Raw genomic sequence first — 21,701 nt, 5'->3', positions numbered from 1 at the left:
TTGCCACTTTTAGCGCTGCAGCTCGTCGAGAGCGGGTGCATCCAGATGCGACACATCGCCCGCAGTTTCCACAATCCATCCCTCTGCCAGCCAGGCACTTTGCTGATGATCGACGCGTGAAATCGAACAGTTGCGCAGTCGCAACCGGCGTTCCGCGTGCGCAGGCAGGCCCAGAATAGTGCTCACCAGCGCGCCCAACGCCATGCCGTGGCTCACCAGCAGCGGACGGCTGCCCGCAGGCAGATCGAGGCAGGCGTTCAGCGCCGCGTGCATGCGCGTGGCCAGCTCGGTCATCGATTCGCCCTGTGGAATGCGACCGCCTTCGGTGCCATCCACCAGCGCTTTACGCCAGCGCTCTTCCTCTTCGCTCAGGCCATCGAGCGGACGCTGTTCCAGCACGCCCATATTGAGCTCGCGCAGGCGAGGATCGAGCGTCACGCTACAGCCGCAGGCGTCGGCAATGATCTCCGCGGTGCGCTGCGTGCGCCCCAGATCGCTGCAAATCACATGGGTAATGCCCAGGGTTTTTACCCGTTCACCAACCTGCTTCGCCTGATGTTCACCTTTTGCGGTGAGCGCGCTGTCAGATTGCCCCTGAATACGGCGAGCCGCATTCCATACCGTTTCTCCGTGGCGAACAAGATAGACCTGTAGCATGCTTTTTTTCCGTTATACTGCGTCAAATTTTCTGAAGGTGGCCCCAGGTTTCAGCGTCTGCTGGCCGGCGACTTTCAGCACCACGATCACTTAAAAGGAACTGCCTTATTATGTACCATGTTGTCGCTGCCACCAAAAACCCGGCGAAAATTAGTGCAATAGCTCAGGCATTCAACGACGTTTTCGGCGAGGCATCCTGCCATATTGAAGGCGTCGAGGTCGATAGCGGCGTCGCCGCCCAGCCGCTTACCAACCTGGAAACGAGAACTGGCGCACGCCAGCGTGTGATGAATGCACGTCAGGTGCGCCCGGAAGCCGATTTTTGGGTAGCCATTGAGGCCGGTATTGAAGAGGATACTGCATTCGCCTGGATGGTGATTGAAGATCACAAACAGCGCGGTGAATCGCGTTCCGCCAGCTTTGTGCTGCCGCCGGTGGTGCTCAGCGGCATCGCACAGGGACGTGAACTGGGCGATGAGATGGCGCGGCTGACCGGCGTGGCCAACATCAAGCATCAGGGCGGCGCCATCGGTGCGTTTACGAAAGGCCTGCTCAGTCGCAGCAGCGTCTATCATCAGGCGCTGATTCTCGCGCTCAGCCCGTTTCATCATCCGCTTTACCAGATGAAAACGATCGACTCAGATCTTATCTGATCCGTTCAGCAACTGCGCCTCCAGCCAGCTTTTCAACGCGGGTGGCGCGGTTTTCAAACTGTTTGAGCCACGGGTAATGGTTGCGATACCGGCGCCCAGCTCACTTTTCAGCTCACGCTGGCTCATCTCACCACGCATCAACTCCTCAATAATCCGCAGTCGGGTGCCCAGCGCCTCGCGCTCGTCAGGCGTCATCATCAGTTGCAACAGCGGCAGCTGCAAATCCTGCTCAAACGCGCGCTGCAGCAGCGTGATAAAACGCAGCCAGTCGTCGTTGCTTTGTGGGTCGTCAGATAAAGATGCTGGGATCATGAAGGGCTTCCGTACTCGTTAGCGAGTACGGAAGGATAGCACACTCAGTAACGGCGATTCCACTCGTGGTCAGCAATCAGCTTGTCGGGTTGACCCATCAGATAACGATAATAGGCATCGTAAGCGAGCACGTTTTTTACATAGCCACGCGTTTCTGAGAAGGGAATGGTTTCGATAAACGCCACCGCATCCAGCCGTCCGGCACTTTTTCCCAGCCAGCTGCGCACGCGCGACGGTCCGGCGTTGTAGGCGGCCGAGGAGAAAATACGGTTCTCATCAAACTGCTGATAGACGTAATCGAGATACTGCGTGCCAATCTGGATGCCGGTCTGCGGCTCCAGCAGCTGGCCGCTGTTAACATAGCCGGGAATATTGAACATTTTCACCGTATGCGTCGCCGTGGCGGGCATCACCTGCATCAGGCCACTGGCGCCCACCGGTGAACGCGCTTTCGGGTTCCATGCGCTCTCCTGACGCGCAATTGCCATCGCATAGCTCTGCGGCACGCGCTTACCTGCGGTCGCACGGGCAAACTGATCCTGATAGGCCAGCGGGAAGCGCTCGCGCAGGTTATTCCACAGCTTGCCGCTGATGGTCGCCTGCACGCTGAGATCCCACCAGCCGCGCTCCAGCGCATAACGCGCCAGCATCTGCTGCTGGGACGGCGTTTTACTGGCGATCAGCCTGACCCACTCACTGCGCGCCAGGTTATCCATCTCCCAGTACATCAGCTCGCGTACGCGGGCAATCTCTGCGCCCTGCCCGACCGAACCGTCCGGACGCGGCGCCTCGTTGATCTGCAGCGGATAATCAACCCCCAGCCGTTGCGCGGCGACCATCGGATAGAAGCCGCGTGACTGCATCAGCTTACGCAGGATCTCGTTCGCTTCCTCTTTGCGGCCGCGCTCGATCAGCAGATCGGCCTGCCAGTATTGCCACTCATCTTTCTCTTTTGCCTCAACCGGCAGACGGGCGATCCAAGTGTTCATGCCGCGCCGATCGTTATTGCCCAGCGCCATACGTACCCGGCGTTCCAGTAGCGAAGTCGATTCGCTGCTCATGATGACATTGTCACGCCAGCGCGCCTGCTCAGGCGTGACATCGTTGTCCATCAGCCGCCAGGCGACGGCATCTTTCAGCCCCTGCGCGTCGCTGTCGCTCATCTTCTGCGCCTTCACCAGCAGCGGAATCAGCGCCTGCGCATTGACCACATCCTGACGCGCCAGGCGGGTAAAGGCGATGCTGGTGGCCTGGCGCGTGAAGTCGGTTGGTCCAACGCTGGTGGCGAAGGTGCCGACGGTTTGCGGATCGTTTTGCAGCGTCGTTAACGCCGCCGCCATGGTTTGATAATCCGCAGGCAGGGTTTTCGCCAGCGCAATCACCAGGCTGTCGTTGCCCTTTTCCATCGCCAGCCGCATACGCGCCAGCGTGGTAATAGGCGAGAGATCGCCGGTGGCCTGCCAGACGCTGAACAGCTTGTCACACTCGGCGGGCAAGGCGGTGCCGCGCAGCCAGATGGTCTTAGCCGCATCATAGGCGACCTGCTGCTGGCCGGTGGCCCATTTGGCGTAATACCAGTTGCAGTGCGCGGCAACCGGCTCCGGCTCGGTCGGGCTGAAGGCCAACAAACCGCTCCAGTCCTGGCGGCGCGCCAGTTCGTTCACAAAGCGCGAAGAGAGCGTGCGCACCGGCGGCAGCGTAGGATAACGGCGGATAAAGTTGCTGACTGCCAGGCTGGTTTCATTGTCCAGATTCTGCGACAGCAGGCGATATTCGAGATAAGGATAAAGCGGATAGTCCTGCAGGCCCGGCAACATCTGTTGCACGGTATCCATCTGTTTGTTATCCCAGGCCTGTTTGATTTGCTGATAACGTTCGCGTTGTTCATTGAGGGAATCGGCAAAAGCACTGCCTGTTACGCTCATCAGGCACACGCCGGCCATCCAATAATGCCACTTCTCCACTTGCATCTCCTCTTTGTCGCACTGCCCGACTGCATGCCTGGCTCCCTTCATGCTAACCAGGGGACTGACCTCTTGCCATGTCCTGAAGAAAATTTACCTGTCACGCCCGACGCACCGCGATCGTTCATGCGTCGCGCTATCACTGTGCAAAAAAGCATCACAAAAACTTATGGGTGAGATTTATTCAATAATATTCAACGCATTATAAATATGGCACAGCCTTTGCTCTGTTGAATCCCATCTTGTATACCAGATGGAACCCCGATTATGGCATCGACATTCGGCTTCACGCTGCAGGCCTGGCAGCAGCACTATCAGCAGGATGCAGAGCGCATCTTTCCGACGCTGGAAGCGCACCTCGCCGCGCTTTCCCTCTCTGATAATGCCTGGCTCTGGCTGGCAACACCGGCGCAGTTGCAGGAGCAGCTTACGCCGCTGATCGCGCGTTACCGGCAGGATCCCGATGCGCTGCCGCTGTTTGGCGTGCCGTTTGCGGTGAAAGACAATATTGATGTGGCGGGCTGGCCGACCACCGCCGCCTGCCCGGCCTTTCGCTATATCGCCGAGACCGACGCCTTTGCCGTAGCGCAGCTCAAAGCCGCGGGCGCGGTGGTGATCGGCAAAACCAACCTCGATCAGTTTGCCACCGGACTGGTGGGGACCCGCTCGCCGTTCGGCGCGGTGAAAAACACCTTCAACCCGGCGTACGTCAGCGGCGGATCCAGCTCCGGTTCCGCGTCAGTGCTGGCGCGCGGTCTGGTCGCCTTTTCGCTGGGAACTGACACGGCAGGTTCAGGACGCGTGCCAGCAGGCTTTAACAACATCGTTGGCCTGAAACCCACCAAGGGCTGGCTCTCTGCGCGTGGCGTGGTGCCCGCCTGCCGCCTGAACGATACGCTCTCCATCTTCGCGCTCACCGTGGAAGATGCCTGGCAGGTGGCGACGCTCGCTGGCGGCTATGACAGCGCGGACGGCTATTCGCGTCACGATCCGGCTACCGCGCCCGCCGCGCTGCCCACCAGTCCAGCCTTTGCCATTCCCGCCAGTCCGCAATTTTTTGGCGATAACCAGGCGCAGGCGGCCTGGGAACGCGCGCTCGCCGCCCTCACCGCGCTTGGCGCCACCCTGCACCCGATTGATATGCACGCCTTTCATCAGCTGGCGGAGCAGCTCTATTTTGGCCCGTGGGTCGCCGAGCGCACCGCGGCGGTGGGTCATATGCTGCAGCAGCCGGAAGAGATGGATCCGGTGGTGCGATCGATTGTCGCCAGCGGCCTGCAGTACAGCGCGGTCGATGCCTGGCAGGCGGAATATCAGCGTGCCGATCTGGCGCGCCAGATTCAGCAAACGCTGGCGCAGTTTGCTGCCCTGATCGTGCCCACCTCGCCGACCATCCATACGCTGGCGGAGATGGCGCAGGAGCCGATCCTCTATAACTCACATTTTGGCACCTACACCAATTTCACTAACCTCGCCGACCTCTCGGCGCTGGCGCTACCGGCCGGTTTCCGCGACGACGGCCTGCCCGCAGGCATCACGTTAATCGCGCCCGCCTGGCACGATCGCGCGCTGGCGGACTTTGGCCTGCGCTGGCAGCAGCAGATGGCGCTGCCGCTGGGCGCCACCGGCCAGGCGCCGCCTGCACAGCGTCCTGCCGCCCTGCCGCCCTCGCCACAGCACGTGCGGCTGGCGGTGGTCGGTGCGCATCTCACCGGCATGCCGCTCAATTTCCAGCTCACCACCCGCGACGCCGTGCGGGTGGAGGAGACCACCACCGCCGCACGCTATCGCCTGTATGCACTGACCAGCGGCCCGATACTCAAGCCGGGCCTGATGCGGGCGGAGACCGGCGGCGCGATTACCGTGGAGTTGTGGGATATGCCGCTGGCCCGCTTTGGTGAATTTGTTGAGGAGATCCCCACACCTCTCGGCATTGGCACGCTGCAGTTGGCCGATGGTCGTCAGGTAAAAGGCTTTATTTGCGAACCGGCGGCGCTGAGTGAGGCCACGGAAATCACACATTTTGGCGGCTGGCGTAACTGGCTGGCTCAGAGGGAGACGCACTGATGTTTAGCACCGTATTGATCGCCAACCGCGGTGAGATCGCCTGCCGCGCCATTCGTACGCTGAAGCGCCTCGGCATCACCAGCGTGGCCGTTTATTCCAGCGTCGATCACAATGCGCGTCACGTTAAAGAGGCGGATATCGCCGTGCCGCTCGGCGGTGACAAAGCCAGCGACAGCTATTTGCGCATCGATAAAATCCTCGATGCCGCCCGCCAGACCGGTGCCGAGGCGATCTGGCCGGGCTACGGTTTTCTGTCAGAAAGCCTGGCGTTTGCCGATGCCTGTGAGCAGGCGGGTATCGCCTTTGTTGGTCCTACCGCGCAGCAAATTGGTGAGTTTGGCCTGAAGCACCGCGCCCGTGAGCTGGCGGCGGCAGCGGGCGTGCCGATGACGCCGGGCACCGCGCTGCTCGATTCGCTGCCGGAGGCGCTTGCCGCCGCCGGACAGATTGGCTATCCGGTGATGCTGAAAAGCACCGCGGGCGGCGGCGGTATCGGCCTGACCCGCTGTGAAGATGCCGCGGCGCTGACCCTTGCCTGGGAGAGCGTGCGCCGCCTGGGCGAACAGTTTTTCAGCGACGCAGGCGTATTTCTGGAACGCTGCATCGACAATGCCCGCCATGTGGAAGTACAGATTTTTGGCGATGGCCAGGGCAAGGTGGTCGCACTGGGCGAACGTGACTGCTCGCTGCAACGCCGTAATCAAAAAGTAGTAGAAGAGACACCTGCGCCTGGCTTATCCGCCGCGACCCGCGCCGCGCTGCTGGCATCCGCCGTGCGGCTCGGTGAACAGGTGAGCTATCGCAGCGCGGGCACGGTGGAATATATCTGGGATCCGATGCACGACGCCTTTTTCTTCCTGGAAGTTAACACCCGACTGCAGGTTGAACATCCGGTGACCGAAGCGGTAACCGGCCTCGATTTAGTGGAGCAGATGCTGCGCGTCGCCGCCGGTGAACCCATCGACTGGGCACGTCTGCAGCAGGCACCGCACGGCGCGGCCATCGAAGTACGGCTTTATGCGGAAGATCCGCTGAAGAACTTCCAGCCGAGCCCGGGAATATTAACCGCAGTCAGCTTTCCGCCCGACGTGCGCGTCGACACCGGCATCGACACCGGCTCAGCGGTCTCGGCTTTTTACGACCCGTTGATCGCCAAGCTGATAGTGCATGCCGAAAACCGCACCGCGGCGCTGGCAAAAATGGCGCAGGCGCTGGCCGCCACGCAGTTACACGGCATTGCTACCAACCTCGACTATCTGCGTCAGGTGATCACCCACGACGCCTTTCAGCAGGGCAATGCCTCCACGCGCCTGCTTGATAGTTTTGTGGCCCGCTCGCCAGTGGTGGAAGTGCTGCAACCCGGCACCTGGAGCAGCATCCAGGATTATCCTGGCCGAACCGGCTACTGGGATATTGGCGTGCCGCCTTCCGGCCCGATGGATGATTTCGCCTTTCGACTGGCTAACCGCATCGTCGGCAACGCCGTTGAGGCGGCGGGCCTGGAGTTTACCCTGCAAGGGCCAACGCTGCGCTTTCACAGCGAGGCGCTGATCGCCCTGACCGGCGCTGACTGCGGCGCCCGGCTGGATGAGGAGCCGGTGGCGCTCTGGCAACCGATCGCCGTGCGTGCCGGGCAGACGCTGCAGCTGGGCCGTGCGCAAACCGGCTGCCGGGGTTATCTGGCGGTGCGTAACGGCTTCGACGTGCCGCTCTATCTCGGCAGCCGCGCCACCTTTGCGCTGGGCGAATTTGGCGGGCACGCCGGGCGTACGCTGCGCGTGGCAGATATGCTGCCGATCTCACAGCCTGCACTGGCCGCCTGCACCACCCCCGCGCCCACCGATGCACCGCAGCCACTGGACAGCGCGCTGATCCCGCATTACGGCGATGAATGGTCAATCGGCGTACTTTATGGGCCGCACGGTGCGCCTGATTTCTTTACCGAAGCCTCTGTCGATACCTTCTTTGCCAGCGAATGGCAGGTGCACTACAACTCCAATCGCCTTGGTGTGCGGCTGGTCGGGCCGAAACCGCAGTGGGCGCGCGCCGACGGCGGCGAAGCGGGCCTGCACCCTTCCAACGTGCATGACTGCGAATACGCCATTGGTGCGGTGAACTTCACCGGCGATTTTCCGGTGATCCTCACCCGCGATGGACCAAGCCTCGGCGGCTTTGTCTGTCCGGTCACCATCGCCAAAGCGGAACTGTGGAAAGTCGGTCAGGTGAAGCCCGGCGATCGCATTCGCTTTCATCCAATCGGTTTTGAGCAGGCACAGGCGCTGGAGCAGACCCATAACCAGATCGTTGCACAGCTTAAGCCAGTTACGATGCCGACCTTTGCCACCCCAACGCTGACCGCACAGGACGGCCAGTCGGCTACCCTGTTGGCGTCGCTGCCCGCAACCGCCACCTCGCCAGCGGTGGTTTATCGCCAGGCGGGCGACAGCTATGTACTGATTGAATATGGTGAAAACGTACTCGACCTGGCGCTGCGGCTGCGCATCTGGCTGCTGATGAAGGCGCTCAACGAACGGGCACATCCGGCGATTCTGGAGCTGGCGCCAGGCGTACGCTCGCTGCAAATTCGCTATGACAGCCAGCAGCTGGCGCAACCGTCGCTGATCGCGCTGCTGCTGACCCTTGAGCAGACGCTGGGCGATGTCTCCACCATGAAAGTACCCTCGCGTATTGTCTGGATGCCGATGGCATTTGAGGACAGCGCCACCCTCGGTGCGGTTGAGCGCTACCGGGAAACGGTGCGCGCCAGCGCGCCATGGCTGCCCAACAACGTCGATTTTATCCAGCGTATTAATGGCCTCGCCAGCCGCGATGCGGTGCGCGATATCCTGTTTGACGCCAGTTATCTGATTCTCGGGCTGGGCGATGTCTACCTCGGCGCACCTTGTGCGGTGCCGATCGATCCGCGCCATCGTCTGCTCAGTTCGAAATACAGCCCGGCGCGCACCTTTACCGCCGAAGGCACGGTGGGCATTGGCGGCATGTATATGTGCATCTACGGCATGGATTCCCCCGGTGGCTATCAACTGGTGGGCCGCACGCTGCCCATCTGGAACACCTTCCTGAAAAACGGGCAGTTCAGCGCCGACCAGCCCTGGCTGCTGCGCTTCTTCGATCAGGTGCGCTTCTATCCGGTCAGCGAAACGGAGCTGGCGACGCTGCGCGACGATTTTCGCGAGGGCCGCGCCGCCATTCGCATTGAAGAAACCACCTTTGATTTCGCCGCGCACAACGCCTTTCTGGCTGAGCATGCCGCTGACATCAGCGACTTCCGCGCGCGCCAGGCGATCGCCTTTGCCGAGGAGGTGCAGCTGTGGACAGAAGAGGAGCCGGAAGCGCTGCTCGCCGCCGCACCTGCCGACGCACTGCCCGATGAGATGGATGCCCTGCAGGTCAGCGCCGACATCAGCGGCAATATCTGGAAAGTGCTGGTCAAGCCAGGCGATCGGGTGGCCGCAGGCGATACGTTGATCGTGGTGGAGGCGATGAAAATGGAGCTGGCGATCGCCGCGCCGCAGGCGGGCCAGGTGAGACGTATCGCCTGTCAGGCGGGCCGCCCGGTGACGCCCGGTGACGCGCTGCTCTGGCTGGACGTCTGACGATGTCGCTGGATTTCCAACAGAAGCGGGCCAAAGGTCAGCCCGCGGTACTGGCCGAGCGCATCTACCAGACGCTGAAAAATGACATTTTCGACTTCCGGCTGATGCCCGGCGATCGCTTCACCGAAAGTGAGATCGCCGAGCGGATGGCGGTCAGCCGCACACCGGTGCGTCAGGCGCTGTTCTGGCTGGAACGCGAAGGCTACGTCGAGGTGTTTTACCGCAGCGGCTGGCAGATCAAGCCGTTTGATTTCGCCTGGTTCGAGGAGCTTTACGAGCTGCGCATCGTGCTGGAGTGCGAGGCGATCCGCCGACTTTGCCTGCTGCCCGCCGCCACCTGTGCCGCACGGCTGGCGGAACTGTGCCAGCAGTGGACCGCGCAGCCGCTACCGGAGCCCGGCGCGATCACCTCTGCGCTGGATGAGCAGTTTCATATGACGCTGGTGGCCGCGGCAGGCAACGGCGAAATGGCACGCATCCATGCCGAACTTACCGAGAAGATTCGTATTATTCGCCGCCTCGATTTTACCCGCGAAGATCGCGTAGCGGCGACATACCGCGAACACGCCGCCATTTTACAGGCGGTTTTACAGCAACAGACCGCGGAGGCGCAGCGCTTGCTGACCGAGCATATCGCGGTCAGCAAGGCAGAAGTCAGAAAAATCACATTACACATGCTGCAACAGGCCAGGCATCCACTCACCAGTTAACTTCTACTTTTAAGGGTTCAGAGATGAAAAGACGTGCATTGCTTAAGGTATTTGCCCTTTCCGCGACCGTAGTCGGCATGGGTCTGTCATGGAGCGCGCAGGCGGCGGAGACCATCAAGGTGGGCATTATGTCCTCGCTTTCCGGCACCATGGCGATCTCCGAAACGCCGCTGAAAGATGTCGCCCTGATGACTATTGATGAGATCAACGCCAAAGGCGGCGTACTCGGCAAAAAGCTGGAGCCGGTGGTGGTCGATCCCGCGTCAAACTGGCCGCTGTTTGCGGAAAAAGCGCGTCAGCTGTTGAGCCAGGACAAGGTGGCGGCGGTGTTTGGCTGCTGGACCTCGGTTTCGCGCAAATCGGTGCTGCCGGTATTTGAAGAGCTGAACGGCCTGCTGTTTTACCCGGTGCAGTATGAGGGCGAAGAGATGTCGCCCAACGTCTTTTACACCGGCGCCGCGCCAAACCAGCAGGCCATTCCGGCGGTGGAATACCTGATGAGCGAAGATGGCGGCAGCGCCAAACGCTTCTTCCTGCTGGGTACCGATTACGTCTATCCACGCACCACTAACAAAATTTTGCGCGCCTTCCTGCACAGCAAAGGGGTCAAGGACAGCGACATCGAAGAGGTCTACACGCCGTTTGGCTACAGCGATTACCAAACCATCGTGGCTAACATTAAAAAATTCGCTGCCGGTGGCAAAACTGCGGTGGTCTCCACCATCAACGGCGACTCCAACGTGCCGTTCTACAAAGAGCTGGCCAATCAGGGCATCAAAGCCACTGATATTCCGGTGGTCGCCTTCTCGGTAGGTGAAGAGGAACTGCGCGGCATCGACACCAAACCGCTGGTGGGGCAGCTCGCCGCCTGGAACTATTTCCAGTCGGTGGATAATCCGACCAACGCCAAATTTGTGGCCGATTACCGCGCCTGGGCCAAAGCGAAAAAGCTGCCGAATGCCGATACCGTAGTGACCAACGATCCAATGGAAGCGACCTACGTCGGCATCCATATGTGGGCGCAGGCGGTGGAAAAAGCGGGCACCACCGACGTGGATAAAGTGCGTGCCGCCATGGCGGGACAAACGTTTAAAGCACCGGATGGTTTTACGCTGACCATGGATCAGACCAACCACCATCTGCACAAGCCGGTGATGATCGGCGAAGTGGAAGATAACGGTCAGTTCAGCGTGGTCTGGCAGACCGAACAGCAGGTGCGGGCGCAGCCGTGGAGCCCCTACATCGCGGGCAACGACAAGAAGCCGGATCATCCGGTGAAATCGAGCCAGTAGTTCGCCTTCCCCTTCCGCAAGCGGAAGGGGACATTTCTCCCAGCCACGCTCATCGGGACGTCAGTGATGAATATACGCCCTCTTCTTTTTAGCCTGCTGCTGTTGCCGCTGTTTGCCAGCGCCGGGCCAGCCGGCGATTTCGCGGCGGCCAGCCGTACGCAGCAGGCCACGCTGCTGCAACAGTGGGCCGCACAGCCCGATCCAGCACGCCTGCCGCTGTTACAGGCGCTGCGCCAGGAAACGCTGGTAGTGGATCAGCACAAACAGCCGTTCAGCGAGCAGGCGGGCAAGCTGGTGGCGCTGGAAGGCAGCGGCGCGCCCGACGGTGCCACCAAAAAGCTGTTTATGAATAACCGGTTACGTGTGTTGATTGCCGGTGCGCTCGCGTCGCATCAGCTGGTCAGCGACGATGAACAGACGCGTCTGCATGCTGCCGTGGCGCTGCAACGCGATGCCCTGCCCGCGCAGCTGTCGCTGATTGAGCAGCAGCTGAAACGGGAACAGGTTGCTGCGGTGCGCGACGCGCTGCTGCTGGCAGCTGCCAACCTGCAGCTCAGCGATGCGCAGGCAGCGGTACGGTTGCAGGCGGTGCAGCGGCTCGGCACCACTGGCGATCCGCAGGTGCAATCCAGCCTGCAGCGGCTCACCCTGCAGGAAAATGAACCCGATGCCGGGGTGCGCGCCGCTGCGGTTGCCAGCTTGCATCAGGTAGAAAAGCGCCTGATGTGGGGCGAGCTGCTGGGTCAGGCATTTAGCGGCTTGTCGCTGGGATCCATTCTGCTGCTGGCAGCGCTGGGGCTGGCGATCACCTACGGCCTGCTGGGCGTGATTAATATGGCGCACGGCGAAATGCTGATGCTTGGCGCCTACGCCACCTGGCTGGTGCAGAATCTGTTTCAGCGTCTGGCCCCGGAATGGCTGGCCTTTTATCCGCTGCTGGCGCTGCCGGTGGCTTTTTTTATCACCGCCGCCATGGGCATGCTGCTGGAACGCACCATCATTCGCCACCTTTATGGTCGGCCGCTGGAAACGCTGCTCGCCACCTGGGGCATCAGCCTGATGCTGATCCAGCTGGTGCGCATGCTGTTCGGTGCGCAAAACCTGGAGGTGGCGAACCCCGGCTGGCTCTCTGGCGGGCTGCAGCTGCTGCCTAATCTGGTGCTGCCTTATAACCGTATCGCGGTGATCCTGTTTGTGGCGGCGGTGCTGATCCTCACCTGGCTGCTGCTGAACAAAACTCGCCTTGGCCTGAACGTGCGTGCCGTGACGCAAAACCGCGCCATGGCCGAATGCTGCGGCGTGCCCACCGGACGCATCGACATGCTCGCCTTCGGCCTTGGCTCAGGCATCGCCGGGCTGGGCGGCGTGGCGCTGTCGCAGCTGGGTAACGTTGGCCCCGAACTCGGTCAGGGTTACATTATCGACTCCTTTCTGGTGGTGGTGCTCGGCGGCGTGGGTCAGCTGGCCGGTACGGTGGTCGCCGCGCTGGGCCTCGGCATTCTCAATAAGGTGCTGGAACCGCAGATCGGCGCGGTGCTGGGCAAGATCCTGATTCTGGTGTTGATCGTGCTGTTTATCCAGAAACGGCCGCAGGGGCTGTTCGCCATGAAAGGAAGGGTGATCGACTGATGACACAACCGATGACGCTTACCGTGGCGCGCAAAGCGCCGCGTCTGACCCTGACACTGGGCATAGTGATCACCGCGATGCTGCTGGCGATGCCGTTTCTGGCGCTGCTACCGGCGGATCATCCGCTGGCCCTGTCGGCCTACACGCTAACGCTGACCGGCAAAATTCTCTGTTATGCCATTGTCGCCGTGGCGCTGGATTTGGTGTGGGGTTACGCCGGACTGCTGTCGCTGGGACACGGGCTGTTCTTCGCCCTTGGCGGCTACGCCATGGGTATGTACCTGATGCGCCAGGCGGCGGGTGACGGGCTGCCAGCGTTTATGTCGTTTCTCTCCTGGCACGAGCTGCCCTGGTTCTGGGTCGGCACCCAGCATTTTGCCTGGGCGCTCCTCTTGATTATGCTGGTGCCTGGCCTGCTGGCGCTGCTGTTTGGCTTCTTCGCTTTTCGCTCAAAAATCAAAGGCGTCTATTTCTCGATCATGACCCAGGCGCTGACCTACGCCGGGATGCTGCTGTTCTTCCGCAATGAAACCGGCTTCGGCGGCAACAACGGCTTTACCGGCTTTACCACCCTGCTCGGCTTCCCGGTTAGCGCCATCAGCACGCGCATCGGCCTGTTTATCGCCACCGTGCTGCTGCTGCTGGCCAGCCTGGCGATCGGCTTTGCACTGGCGCGCAGCAAGTTTGGTCGCGTGCTTACCGCGGTGCGTGATGCGGAAAACCGGCTGATGTTCTGCGGCTACGATCCGCGCGGCTTCAAGCTGTTTGTCTGGACGCTCTCGGCGGTGCTGTGTGGCCTGGCGGGCGCGCTGTATGTGCCGCAGGTTGGCATTATCAATCCCGGCGAGATGTCGCCGACTAACTCGATTGAAGCGGCTATCTGGGTGGCGCTGGGTGGCCGCGGTACGCTGATCGGCCCGCTGCTGGGCGCGGCGGTGGTCAACGGAGCCAAAAGCTATTTCACCGTTGCCTTCCCGGAGTTCTGGCTGTTCTTTCTCGGCCTGATGTTTATCCTGGTGACGCTGTTTTTACCACGCGGCGTGATCGGCCTGCTGCGACGGAGGAAAGATGACTGATTCCCTTTTTACCCAGCCGCATCCGGCGGACCGCTGGCGTCAGCAGAGCGATCCAGTGCTGCAGCTGGATCGCATCAATGTCTCTTTCGACGGTTTTCGTGCGCTGACCGATCTGTCGTTGCAGATCGGCGTGGGCGAACTGCGCTGCATTATCGGTCCCAACGGTGCCGGTAAAACCACCCTGATGGATGTGATCACCGGCAAAACGCGGCCCGACAGCGGCACGGTGCTTTACGACCAGGACAGCGATCTGACTCGCCTGACGCCGGTGGAGATCGCCCGGGCGGGCATCGGCCGCAAGTTTCAGAAACCCACGGTGTTTGAGGCGCTGACGGTGTTTGAGAACCTGGAAATCGCTCTGAAAACCGATAAATCGGTGTGGGCCAGCCTGCGCGCCCGGCTCGACAGCGCTCAGCGCGATCGCATCGATGCGGTGCTGAAAATGCTGCGGCTCGGCGGTGAGCGTTCACGGCTGGCGGGGCTGCTGTCGCACGGCCAAAAACAGTTTCTGGAAATTGGCATGCTGCTGGTGCAGGAGCCGCACCTGCTGCTGCTCGACGAACCGGCAGCGGGCATGACCGATGCCGAAACCGCCTGGACCGCCGAACTGTTTCGTGATCTGGCGGGCACGCATTCGCTAATGGTGGTCGAGCACGACATGGGTTTTGTGGAAACCATCGCCGATCACGTGACGGTGCTGCATCAGGGCCAGGTGCTGGCGGAAGGTTCGCTGCGCGACGTGCAGGCCAATGAGCAGGTCATCGACGTTTATCTGGGGCGCTAACATGTTAACCGTAACCGATCTCAATCAATATTATGGCGGCAGCCATATTCTGCGCGGCCTCTCTTTCAGCGCGCCGCCGGGCGAAATTACCTGCCTGCTGGGGCGTAACGGCGTGGGCAAAACCACGCTGCTGAAATGCCTGATGGGCGTGGTGCCAGTGAAGTCCGGCACCATTCACTGGCAGCAGTCGGTGATCAATCAACGTAAACCGCATCAGCGCGTGCAGGCGGGCATCGCCTATGTGCCGCAGGGCCGGGAGATCTTTCCGCGTCTGACCGTGGAAGAGAACCTGCTGATCGGCCTGTCACGCTTCTCCGGCGCACAGGGAAACACCGTACCCGAAGAAATTTATCAGCTCTTTCCAGTGCTGCACGACATGAAACAGCGACGCGGCGGCGATCTTTCCGGCGGCCAACAGCAGCAGCTGGCGATTGGTCGTGCGCTGGCCTGCAAACCGCAGCTGCTGATTCTTGATGAGCCCACTGAAGGCATCCAGCCGTCGGTGATCAAAGAGATCGGTGCGGTGATCCGCCAGCTGGCACAGCGCGGTGATATGGCGATTTTACTGGTGGAGCAGTTCTATGATTTTGCTGCTGAACTGGCCGATAGCTACCTGGTGATGTCGCGCGGCGAGATCGTGCAGCGTGGCCGCGGTGCGGAGATGGAAAAAGAGGGCGTGCGCGGTCTGGTAGCGATTTAGGGCAGCGGGATCGCTGCCCTGGGACCCTTTATAACAGGCCGGTTTCCACCGAGAAGTGCCGCGTTTCACCGGGCGCCAGGCTAAGCAGCGTGCCCGCCTGTTGCGCCGCGCGAAATCCCTCTGGCCGACAGGTGGCTGGCAGTACAAAGGCGGCTACCTGCTGATCGGCATTATGCAGGATCCAGCGTGTGGCATGGCTGAACTGCTGGCTGGAGAAGCGCGTCATCAGCGCATAGCCTTCTGGCGAATGCAGCTCAAACTGCAGCATATCGCCATACTGCGCCAGATCGTCAGCAAAGAAGACGATTTCCGGATCGTACAGCTCTGGCCGATCCAGCACGGCAAACTGCTGCGGCTGCTCGGCCAGCTGCGCGGTGTAATCGCGCCAGGCGGGCGTTGGCCGCACATGCGCCGGAATGCTGCTGCGCAGGGAAAATGCCGTATCCGGAATCGACTGCACAAAGCGCCCCTGATCCACCCACGCCGCGTTGATATGGCACATGTACTGCAGCGGCATCGGTGCGCCCGCCAGGTTCGTCACCGACATCTCAATCTGCAGACGTGGTGTGTCGGCTTGCAGGCGCACCGCCGGTGTCGCGCGATAATGATGGCCAAATCCCTTGATGTACTCGCACTCGCCAGAGAGCGATACGCTCTCCTCCTCCAGCGTCAGCCAGGCGGCATCCATGCGGGCACACGGCATTTCGCCATGCAGCGGATGGCTGTCTTCCGCCGCCGGGCAGCCGTTAGCCAGCAGGCCGGAGTGAAAGGCAAAGCAGCCGTAAGTATCGATAATGCTGCTACCGGGCAGCGGTTGACTAAAGGCGTTGCCCATGGTCAGCGAACGATCATCGAAGGCCGCATCCCAAATCATCTGCCCATAAAAAGGCAGCACGATCGCGTAGCCACGGCGGTTGCTGATGCGGACGGCTTCAACGCCCGCCGGATAGCGAAACAGCTCGACCCTAAATGCCGCATTCTCCAGCAGGGTAAACGGTGTGGCCTGGAATTGTTCCCGGCACAGATGGATGCGTGTACTCATAACGCCTCCTGTGCCAGCTGGCCGCTGGCGCGACGCAGTTTGTTGTGGCGTAGCTCACCCCAGAAATAACAGCCGACCCAGACAAAGCAGAGCAGCGACACGCCGAACGCCAGCTGCATCGATCCCAGATGGTCAGAGACCAGCCCCTGCAGCGCCGGAATAAACGCTGCGCCCACAATCGCCATGACGATAAAGGCGCCCGCCACCTCGGTGTATTTGTTCTCAACCGTTGCCAGCGTATTGGCGTAAATGGTCGCCCAGCACGGCCCGAACAGACAGCTGACAAACACCGCGGCATACACCGCCGTGAAGTCAGGCACTAGCATCACGTAGAGCAGGGTTAACACGCCGAGCACCGAATAGGCGATCAGCACCTTTTCCGCCCGGAAGCGCGCCATCAGGAAGTTGGCGATAAACTTGCCGAGGAAGAAGCAGATAAAGCTGTAGATCATAAAGTTAGAGGCGTGGCGTTCGTTAACCGCACCGAGATTCAGCGCCAGGCGAATGGTGAATGACCAGACCGCCACCTGCATGCCGACGTAGAGAAACTGCGCCACGATGCCGCGTTTGAAGCGACGGTTTGTTGCCAGATAGCGGAAGGTCTCGCTCAGCGACGGCAGCGAGGTGCGGTTGCTTTCCGGCTTGCAGTGCGGATAACGGGTAAACATAAACAGCACCATCACCACTACCAGCACCATCACCAGATATTTATAGGGCTCCAGCGTGTGTTCGAGCATGCTCAGACGGAAGGCATGCAGCTGCTCCGGGTTCATGGCGGCCATCTGGCTGTGCAGGCTGTCGCCCTCCTGAAACACCAGATATTTGCCCAGCACAATGCCCATCAGTGCGCCAACCGGATAAAACGTCTGGCTGATATTGAGCCGCAACGTGGCGTGTTCACGACGACCAATCATTGAGCTATAGGTATTGGCCGCGGTCTCCAGAAAGCTGAGGCCGATAGCAATGGCAAAGATCGCCGCCAGAAACATGGTGTAAGTTGCCATGTGCGACGCCGGGTAAAACAGTACGCAGCCAACAATATAGAGCGCCAGCCCCATCAAAATCGCCAGTTTGTAGCTCGCTTTGCGGATCACCAGCGACGCGGGAATGGCAATCAAAAAGTAGCCGCCGTAAAAGGCGCTCTGCACCAGCGCGCTGGCAAAATCGCTGAGCGCAAACACGCTTTTAAACTGGGTAATCAGAATGTCATTGAGGCTGGCGGCGCAGCCCCACAGCGGAAACAGGCAGGAGAGCAGAATGAACTGGAACAAAGGCGTTTTGTTTAAATAGCCGTCGGGTTGCTGCGCAGTGATCGGTTGCATGGTGGACCTCAATGAACGTTGAGAAAACGCTGGAAGGTGTCGGCATCGGGATAGGACGATTGGGTACCGCGGCCGGTGACGCTACAGGCGGCATAGGCTACGGCGCTCTGCATGGCGGCAGCTACGTCGCCGGTTGCCACCAGCCGTTGGGCAAAACAGCCGATAAAGGCGTCGCCTGCGCCGCTGGTATCAACGGCGTTGACCGTCAGCGAGGGGACGTGATGGCTCTCGTCACCCTGTAACCACAGTGCGCCGCGCTGGCCGAGGGTGATCACCAGGTTTTTCAGCCCCTGTTGCAGCAGCGATTGTCCCGCCAGCCGCACCTGCTCATCACTGGCTACCGGCATGCCGGTGAGGATCGCCAGCTCGGTTTCATTGGGCATAAAGAAGTCGCATTTACAGGCGTAGGCCATATCCAGATCGTTCACGGCGGGCGCGGGATTAAGGATCACTTTTATGCCCGCCTCGCGCGCAAAGTCGATGGCGTAATAGACGGTTTCCAGCGGCACTTCCAGCTGCAGGATGATCAACTGACAGGCCCGCAACGCGTCAGCCGCGGCGTCGATATCAGCCGGCTTCAGCCGTTGATTGGCACCTTTGATAATCAGGATGCGGTTTTGCGACTGATCGTCCACAAAGATAGGCGCCACGCCGCTGGAGGTGCCGGGCGCGGAGGTCACATAGCGCGTATCGACGCCCTGCTGCTGTAAATTGGCGAGGGTGCCAGGGGCAAACAGGTCGTCCCCGACTTTGCCAACCATCATCACGCTGGCGCCGAGCTTTGCCGCCGCCACCGCCTGATTAGCCCCTTTCCCGCCGCAGCCAAGGGCGAAATCAGGCGCTTCCAGCGTTTCCCCCGCCTCTGGCAGGCGGTTGGTATAAGTAATCAGGTCCACCATATTGGAACCAATGACCGCAATATCCATGTTGTTCTCCCGGTTAAAATTAACGCATTAATTGTTATTAAAATCACAATAACAATTCATTAACGTTAATTTTGTGACAATAACCACATCCCTGAAACGCGGTATAAATCAAATTACCGGCGATAAAGCGCAACGCAGCGTGTTACTATTTTCACAAACCTGTTGCAGGCGGAAAAATCTGGCGGCTCATTTCGTCAGCGCAACGTAAGCGATTGCGTGTGGTTTGCCGGGCGATCGCTTTGCGGGTAAGATTAAAAGCCCGGCTGCCTGAAGGCATACAAGCCCTTAAAATTAAGCACATTTGTGCTGATTACCGGCTACGGCCACCGCGATGTCATCACTCAGAGAAACACTATGGAAACCCGGCGCGACGAACGTATTCATAAGCTTACTCAGGCGCTTAAGCACACCGATAAACTGCATCTGAAAGATGCGGCGCAGTTGCTGGGCGTCTCTGAAATGACCATCCGCCGGGACCTCAGCGAATGCGCCTCCACGGTAGTGTTGCTGGGTGGCTATATCGTTAGCGATCCCAAACATCACGTCGGCCACTATTTCATATCCGATCAGCACGGACAGAATGCCGCGCGCAAGCAGCGGCTGGCGCAGGTCGCCGCCGGACTGATCGCGGAAAACGATACGGTGTTTTTTGATTGCGGCACCACCGTGCCTTACATCATTGACGCCCTGCCCGACTCGCTGAGCTTTACCGCGGTCTGCTGCGCGATGAATACCTTTCTGGCGCTGAAGGAGAAACCGGCCTGTAATGTGATCCTCAGCGGCGGTGAATTTCACGCCGATAATGCGCTGTTTACGCCAATCGGCGCACACTCGATTCTTGACGATCTCTGCCCGACGCTGGCTTTTATCTCGGCAGCGGGCATTGATAAAGATCAGGGCGCTACCTGCTACAACATTAATGAGCTGGCAATGAAACATCACGCCATGCGCCGCGCCCGTCAGCGAATCCTGATTGCCGACAGCAGTAAATATGGCAAGGTGCTGCCAGCACGCATCGGCGAGCTGCGCCGCTTTGATATGCTGGTCAGCGACAGCGCGCCGGATGAGGCGCTGGCCGCCAGCATGGCGCAGCAGCAGCTGGCACTGCATCTGCCCGGAGCGTGAGCGCCGTCGGCGTTTTCGCTCTGCCCTCTGCGGTTGCGGAAGAATCCGCGCGCATCGGCTGTGAATAGCGGTTAAAAAAGGCTAAACTTCGGGATCGAACGTTACCGAAAACCGATCCCAAGAGGCTCAATACAACGTGGCTCAATTCGTCTATAGCATGCATCGCGTCGGCAAAGTGGTTCCGCCGAAGCGACATATCCTGAAGAACATCTCGCTCAGCTTCTTCCCTGGCGCCAAAATCGGCGTACTGGGTCTGAACGGCGCAGGTAAATCAACGCTGTTACGCATCATGGCCGGTATCGATAAAGATATCGAAGGTGAAGCGCGTCCGCAGCCCGGCATCAAAATTGGCTATCTGCCGCAGGAGCCGCAGCTAAACCTTGAACACACCGTGCGTGAGTCCATTGAAGAAGCGGTATCCGAAGTGGTTGGCGCGCTGAAGCGCCTCGACGAGGTTTATACGCTTTACGCTGAGCCGGACGCTGACTTCGACAAGCTGGCCGCTGAACAGGGCCGTCTGGAGGAGATTATTCAGGCGCACGATGGCCACAACATCAACAGCCAGCTGGAACGCGCCGCCGATGCGCTGCGCCTGCCGGACTGGGATGCGAAGATCGCCAACCTGTCGGGTGGTGAGCGTCGTCGTGTGGCTATCTGCCGTCTGCTGCTGGAAAAGCCAGACATGCTGCTGCTCGACGAACCAACCAACCACCTTGATGCCGAATCCGTTGCCTGGCTGGAACGCTTCCTGCACGACTTCGAAGGCACCGTGGTGGCGATTACCCACGACCGTTACTTCCTTGATAACGTAGCGGGCTGGATTCTGGAGCTTGACCGCGGCGAAGGTATTCCGTGGGAAGGTAACTACTCTTCCTGGCTGGAGCAGAAAGATCAGCGTCTGGCGCAGGAAGCTTCATCTGAAGCGGCGCGTCGTAAGTCGATTGAGAAAGAGCTGGAATGGGTTCGTCAGGGCGCGAAAGGCCGTCAGTCCAAGGGCAAAGCCCGTCTGGCACGCTTTGAAGAGCTGAACAACGCGGAATACCAGAAGCGTAATGAAACCAGCGAACTGTTTATTCCACCGGGCCCGCGTCTGGGCGACAAAGTGGTGGAAGTGAACAACCTGCGTAAATCTTACGGCGATCGCGTGCTGATCGACGATCTGACCTTCTCCGTACCGAAAGGCGCGATTGTCGGCATTATCGGACCGAACGGCGCCGGTAAATCGACGCTGTTCCGCATGCTTTCCGGTCAGGAACAGGCGGATCAGGGCAGCATTGAACTCGGCGAAACGGTGAAGCTGGCCTCTGTGGATCAGTTCCGTGACTCGATGGATGGCAGCAAAACCGTTTGGGAAGAAGTCTCAGGGGGTCAGGACATTATGCGCATTGGCAGCACCGAAATGCCAAGCCGCGCCTATGTTGGCCGCTTCAACTTCAAAGGCACCGATCAGGGCAAGTTTGTCGGTGAGCTGTCTGGTGGTGAGCGTGGTCGTCTGCATCTGGCGAAGCTGCTGCAGGTTGGCGGCAACATGCTGCTGCTCGATGAGCCAACCAACGACCTCGACATTGAAACCCTGCGCGCGCTGGAAAACGCCCTGCTGGAATTCCCTGGCTGTGCCATGGTGATCTCGCATGACCGTTGGTTCCTCGACCGCATCGCCACGCACATCCTCGATTACCAGGATGAAGGCAAGATCGAATTCTTCGAAGGTAACTTTACCGAATACGAAGATTACAAAAAACGTACGCTGGGCGCTGCCGCACTGGAGCCAAAACGTATGAAGTACAAGAAGATGATCAAGTAATCATCATAAGGGAGCCACAGC

General features: G+C 60.1%; 17 protein-coding genes. 11 read left to right on the top strand and 6 right to left on the bottom strand.

The genetic code is table 11. The features are described from left to right. Positions 1–9: 9 nt before the first annotated feature. Positions 10–657 carry a 2,3-diphosphoglycerate-dependent phosphoglycerate mutase GpmB gene (gene gpmB / locus EM595_RS03330; RefSeq protein WP_067427849.1) on the bottom strand — a complete coding sequence of 216 codons (648 nt, stop codon included), beginning with the start codon at positions 655–657 and terminating at the stop codon, positions 10–12. Positions 658–767: 110 nt separating this feature from the next. On the opposite strand from gpmB, the gene yjjX reads away from it, so the two are divergent. Continuing rightward, positions 768–1,310 (top strand): inosine/xanthosine triphosphatase, encoded by a 543-nt coding sequence (yjjX, locus tag EM595_RS03325; protein ID WP_067427847.1) that lies wholly within the window; start codon positions 768–770, stop codon positions 1,308–1,310. Here yjjX and trpR read toward each other — a convergent pair. Then, positions 1,296–1,622 carry a trp operon repressor gene (trpR, locus tag EM595_RS03320; protein WP_067427846.1) on the bottom strand — a complete coding sequence of 109 codons (327 nt, stop codon included), beginning with the start codon at positions 1,620–1,622 and terminating at the stop codon, positions 1,296–1,298. The genes yjjX and trpR overlap by 15 nt on opposite strands. Positions 1,623–1,666: 44 nt before the next feature. Then, a complete protein-coding gene (gene sltY / locus EM595_RS03315) occupies positions 1,667–3,592 on the bottom strand; it encodes a murein transglycosylase (protein ID WP_173645389.1) in 1,926 nt (641 codons plus the stop codon). 261 nt (positions 3,593–3,853) lie between these two features. Here sltY and atzF point away from each other — a divergent pair, with 261 nt between their 5' ends. The 8 genes from atzF to urtE all read left to right on the top strand — a co-directional run bounded on the left by atzF (position 3,854) and on the right by urtE (position 15,461). Further along, positions 3,854–5,653, top strand: coding sequence for an allophanate hydrolase (gene atzF, locus EM595_RS03310; protein ID WP_067427842.1), 1,800 nt, complete (start codon positions 3,854–3,856; stop codon positions 5,651–5,653). Next, positions 5,653–9,270, top strand: coding sequence for an urea carboxylase (gene uca, locus EM595_RS03305; protein ID WP_067427841.1), 3,618 nt, complete (start codon positions 5,653–5,655; stop codon positions 9,268–9,270). The genes atzF and uca overlap by 1 nt, the downstream gene beginning before the upstream one ends. A 2-nt stretch (positions 9,271–9,272) precedes the next feature. Then, positions 9,273–9,980: a GntR family transcriptional regulator gene (locus tag EM595_RS03300; protein ID WP_067427839.1), complete on the top strand. Its 708-nt coding sequence runs from the start codon at positions 9,273–9,275 to the stop codon at positions 9,978–9,980. A 23-nt stretch (positions 9,981–10,003) separates the two neighbouring features. After that, positions 10,004–11,272 (top strand): urea ABC transporter substrate-binding protein, encoded by a 1,269-nt coding sequence (gene urtA / locus EM595_RS03295; protein WP_067427837.1) that lies wholly within the window; start codon positions 10,004–10,006, stop codon positions 11,270–11,272. 66 nt (positions 11,273–11,338) lie between these two features. Beyond that, positions 11,339–12,901, top strand: a complete 1,563-nt coding sequence (gene urtB / locus EM595_RS03290) for an urea ABC transporter permease subunit UrtB (RefSeq protein ID WP_067427834.1) — start codon at positions 11,339–11,341, stop codon at positions 12,899–12,901. Then, entirely contained in the window at positions 12,901–13,977 is a 1,077-nt protein-coding gene (urtC, locus tag EM595_RS03285; RefSeq protein WP_067427832.1) for an urea ABC transporter permease subunit UrtC, read from the top strand. The genes urtB and urtC overlap by 1 nt, the downstream gene beginning before the upstream one ends. Further along, a complete protein-coding gene (gene urtD, locus EM595_RS03280; RefSeq protein WP_067427831.1) occupies positions 13,970–14,761 on the top strand; it encodes an urea ABC transporter ATP-binding protein UrtD in 792 nt (263 codons plus the stop codon). Before urtC ends, urtD begins: the two co-directional genes overlap by 8 nt. A gap of 1 nt (position 14,762) precedes the next feature. Continuing rightward, positions 14,763–15,461: an urea ABC transporter ATP-binding subunit UrtE gene (urtE, locus tag EM595_RS03275; RefSeq protein WP_067427826.1), complete on the top strand. Its 699-nt coding sequence runs from the start codon at positions 14,763–14,765 to the stop codon at positions 15,459–15,461. A 28-nt stretch (positions 15,462–15,489) separates the two neighbouring features. Here urtE and EM595_RS03270 read toward each other — a convergent pair whose 3' ends face one another. Genes EM595_RS03270 through rbsK form a run of 3 tightly spaced genes read right to left on the bottom strand, consistent with a single transcriptional unit; the run spans position 15,490 to position 18,751 of the window. Then, positions 15,490–16,503 (bottom strand): aldose 1-epimerase family protein, encoded by a 1,014-nt coding sequence (locus tag EM595_RS03270; RefSeq protein ID WP_067427824.1) that lies wholly within the window; start codon positions 16,501–16,503, stop codon positions 15,490–15,492. After that, entirely contained in the window at positions 16,500–17,825 is a 1,326-nt protein-coding gene (fucP, locus tag EM595_RS03265; RefSeq protein WP_067427822.1) for an L-fucose:H+ symporter permease, read from the bottom strand. The genes EM595_RS03270 and fucP overlap by 4 nt, the downstream gene beginning before the upstream one ends. A gap of 8 nt (positions 17,826–17,833) precedes the next feature. Next, positions 17,834–18,751 (bottom strand): ribokinase, encoded by a 918-nt coding sequence (gene rbsK, locus EM595_RS03260; RefSeq protein WP_067427820.1) that lies wholly within the window; start codon positions 18,749–18,751, stop codon positions 17,834–17,836. 354 nt (positions 18,752–19,105) lie between these two features. Between rbsK and deoR the strand changes: the two genes are divergently transcribed. Continuing rightward, positions 19,106–19,876, top strand: coding sequence for a DNA-binding transcriptional repressor DeoR (gene deoR / locus EM595_RS03255; protein WP_067435114.1), 771 nt, complete (start codon positions 19,106–19,108; stop codon positions 19,874–19,876). Positions 19,877–20,012: 136 nt separating this feature from the next. After that, a complete protein-coding gene (gene ettA / locus EM595_RS03250) occupies positions 20,013–21,680 on the top strand; it encodes an energy-dependent translational throttle protein EttA (RefSeq protein WP_067427818.1) in 1,668 nt (555 codons plus the stop codon). Positions 21,681–21,701 lie beyond the last annotated feature (21 nt).

Source organism: Duffyella gerundensis, assembly GCF_001517405.1.
Classification (GTDB): domain Bacteria; phylum Pseudomonadota; class Gammaproteobacteria; order Enterobacterales; family Enterobacteriaceae; genus Duffyella; species Duffyella gerundensis.
The sequence above is the reverse complement of the archived record's forward strand: the minus strand, read 5'-3'. Positions and strand labels throughout refer to the sequence as shown.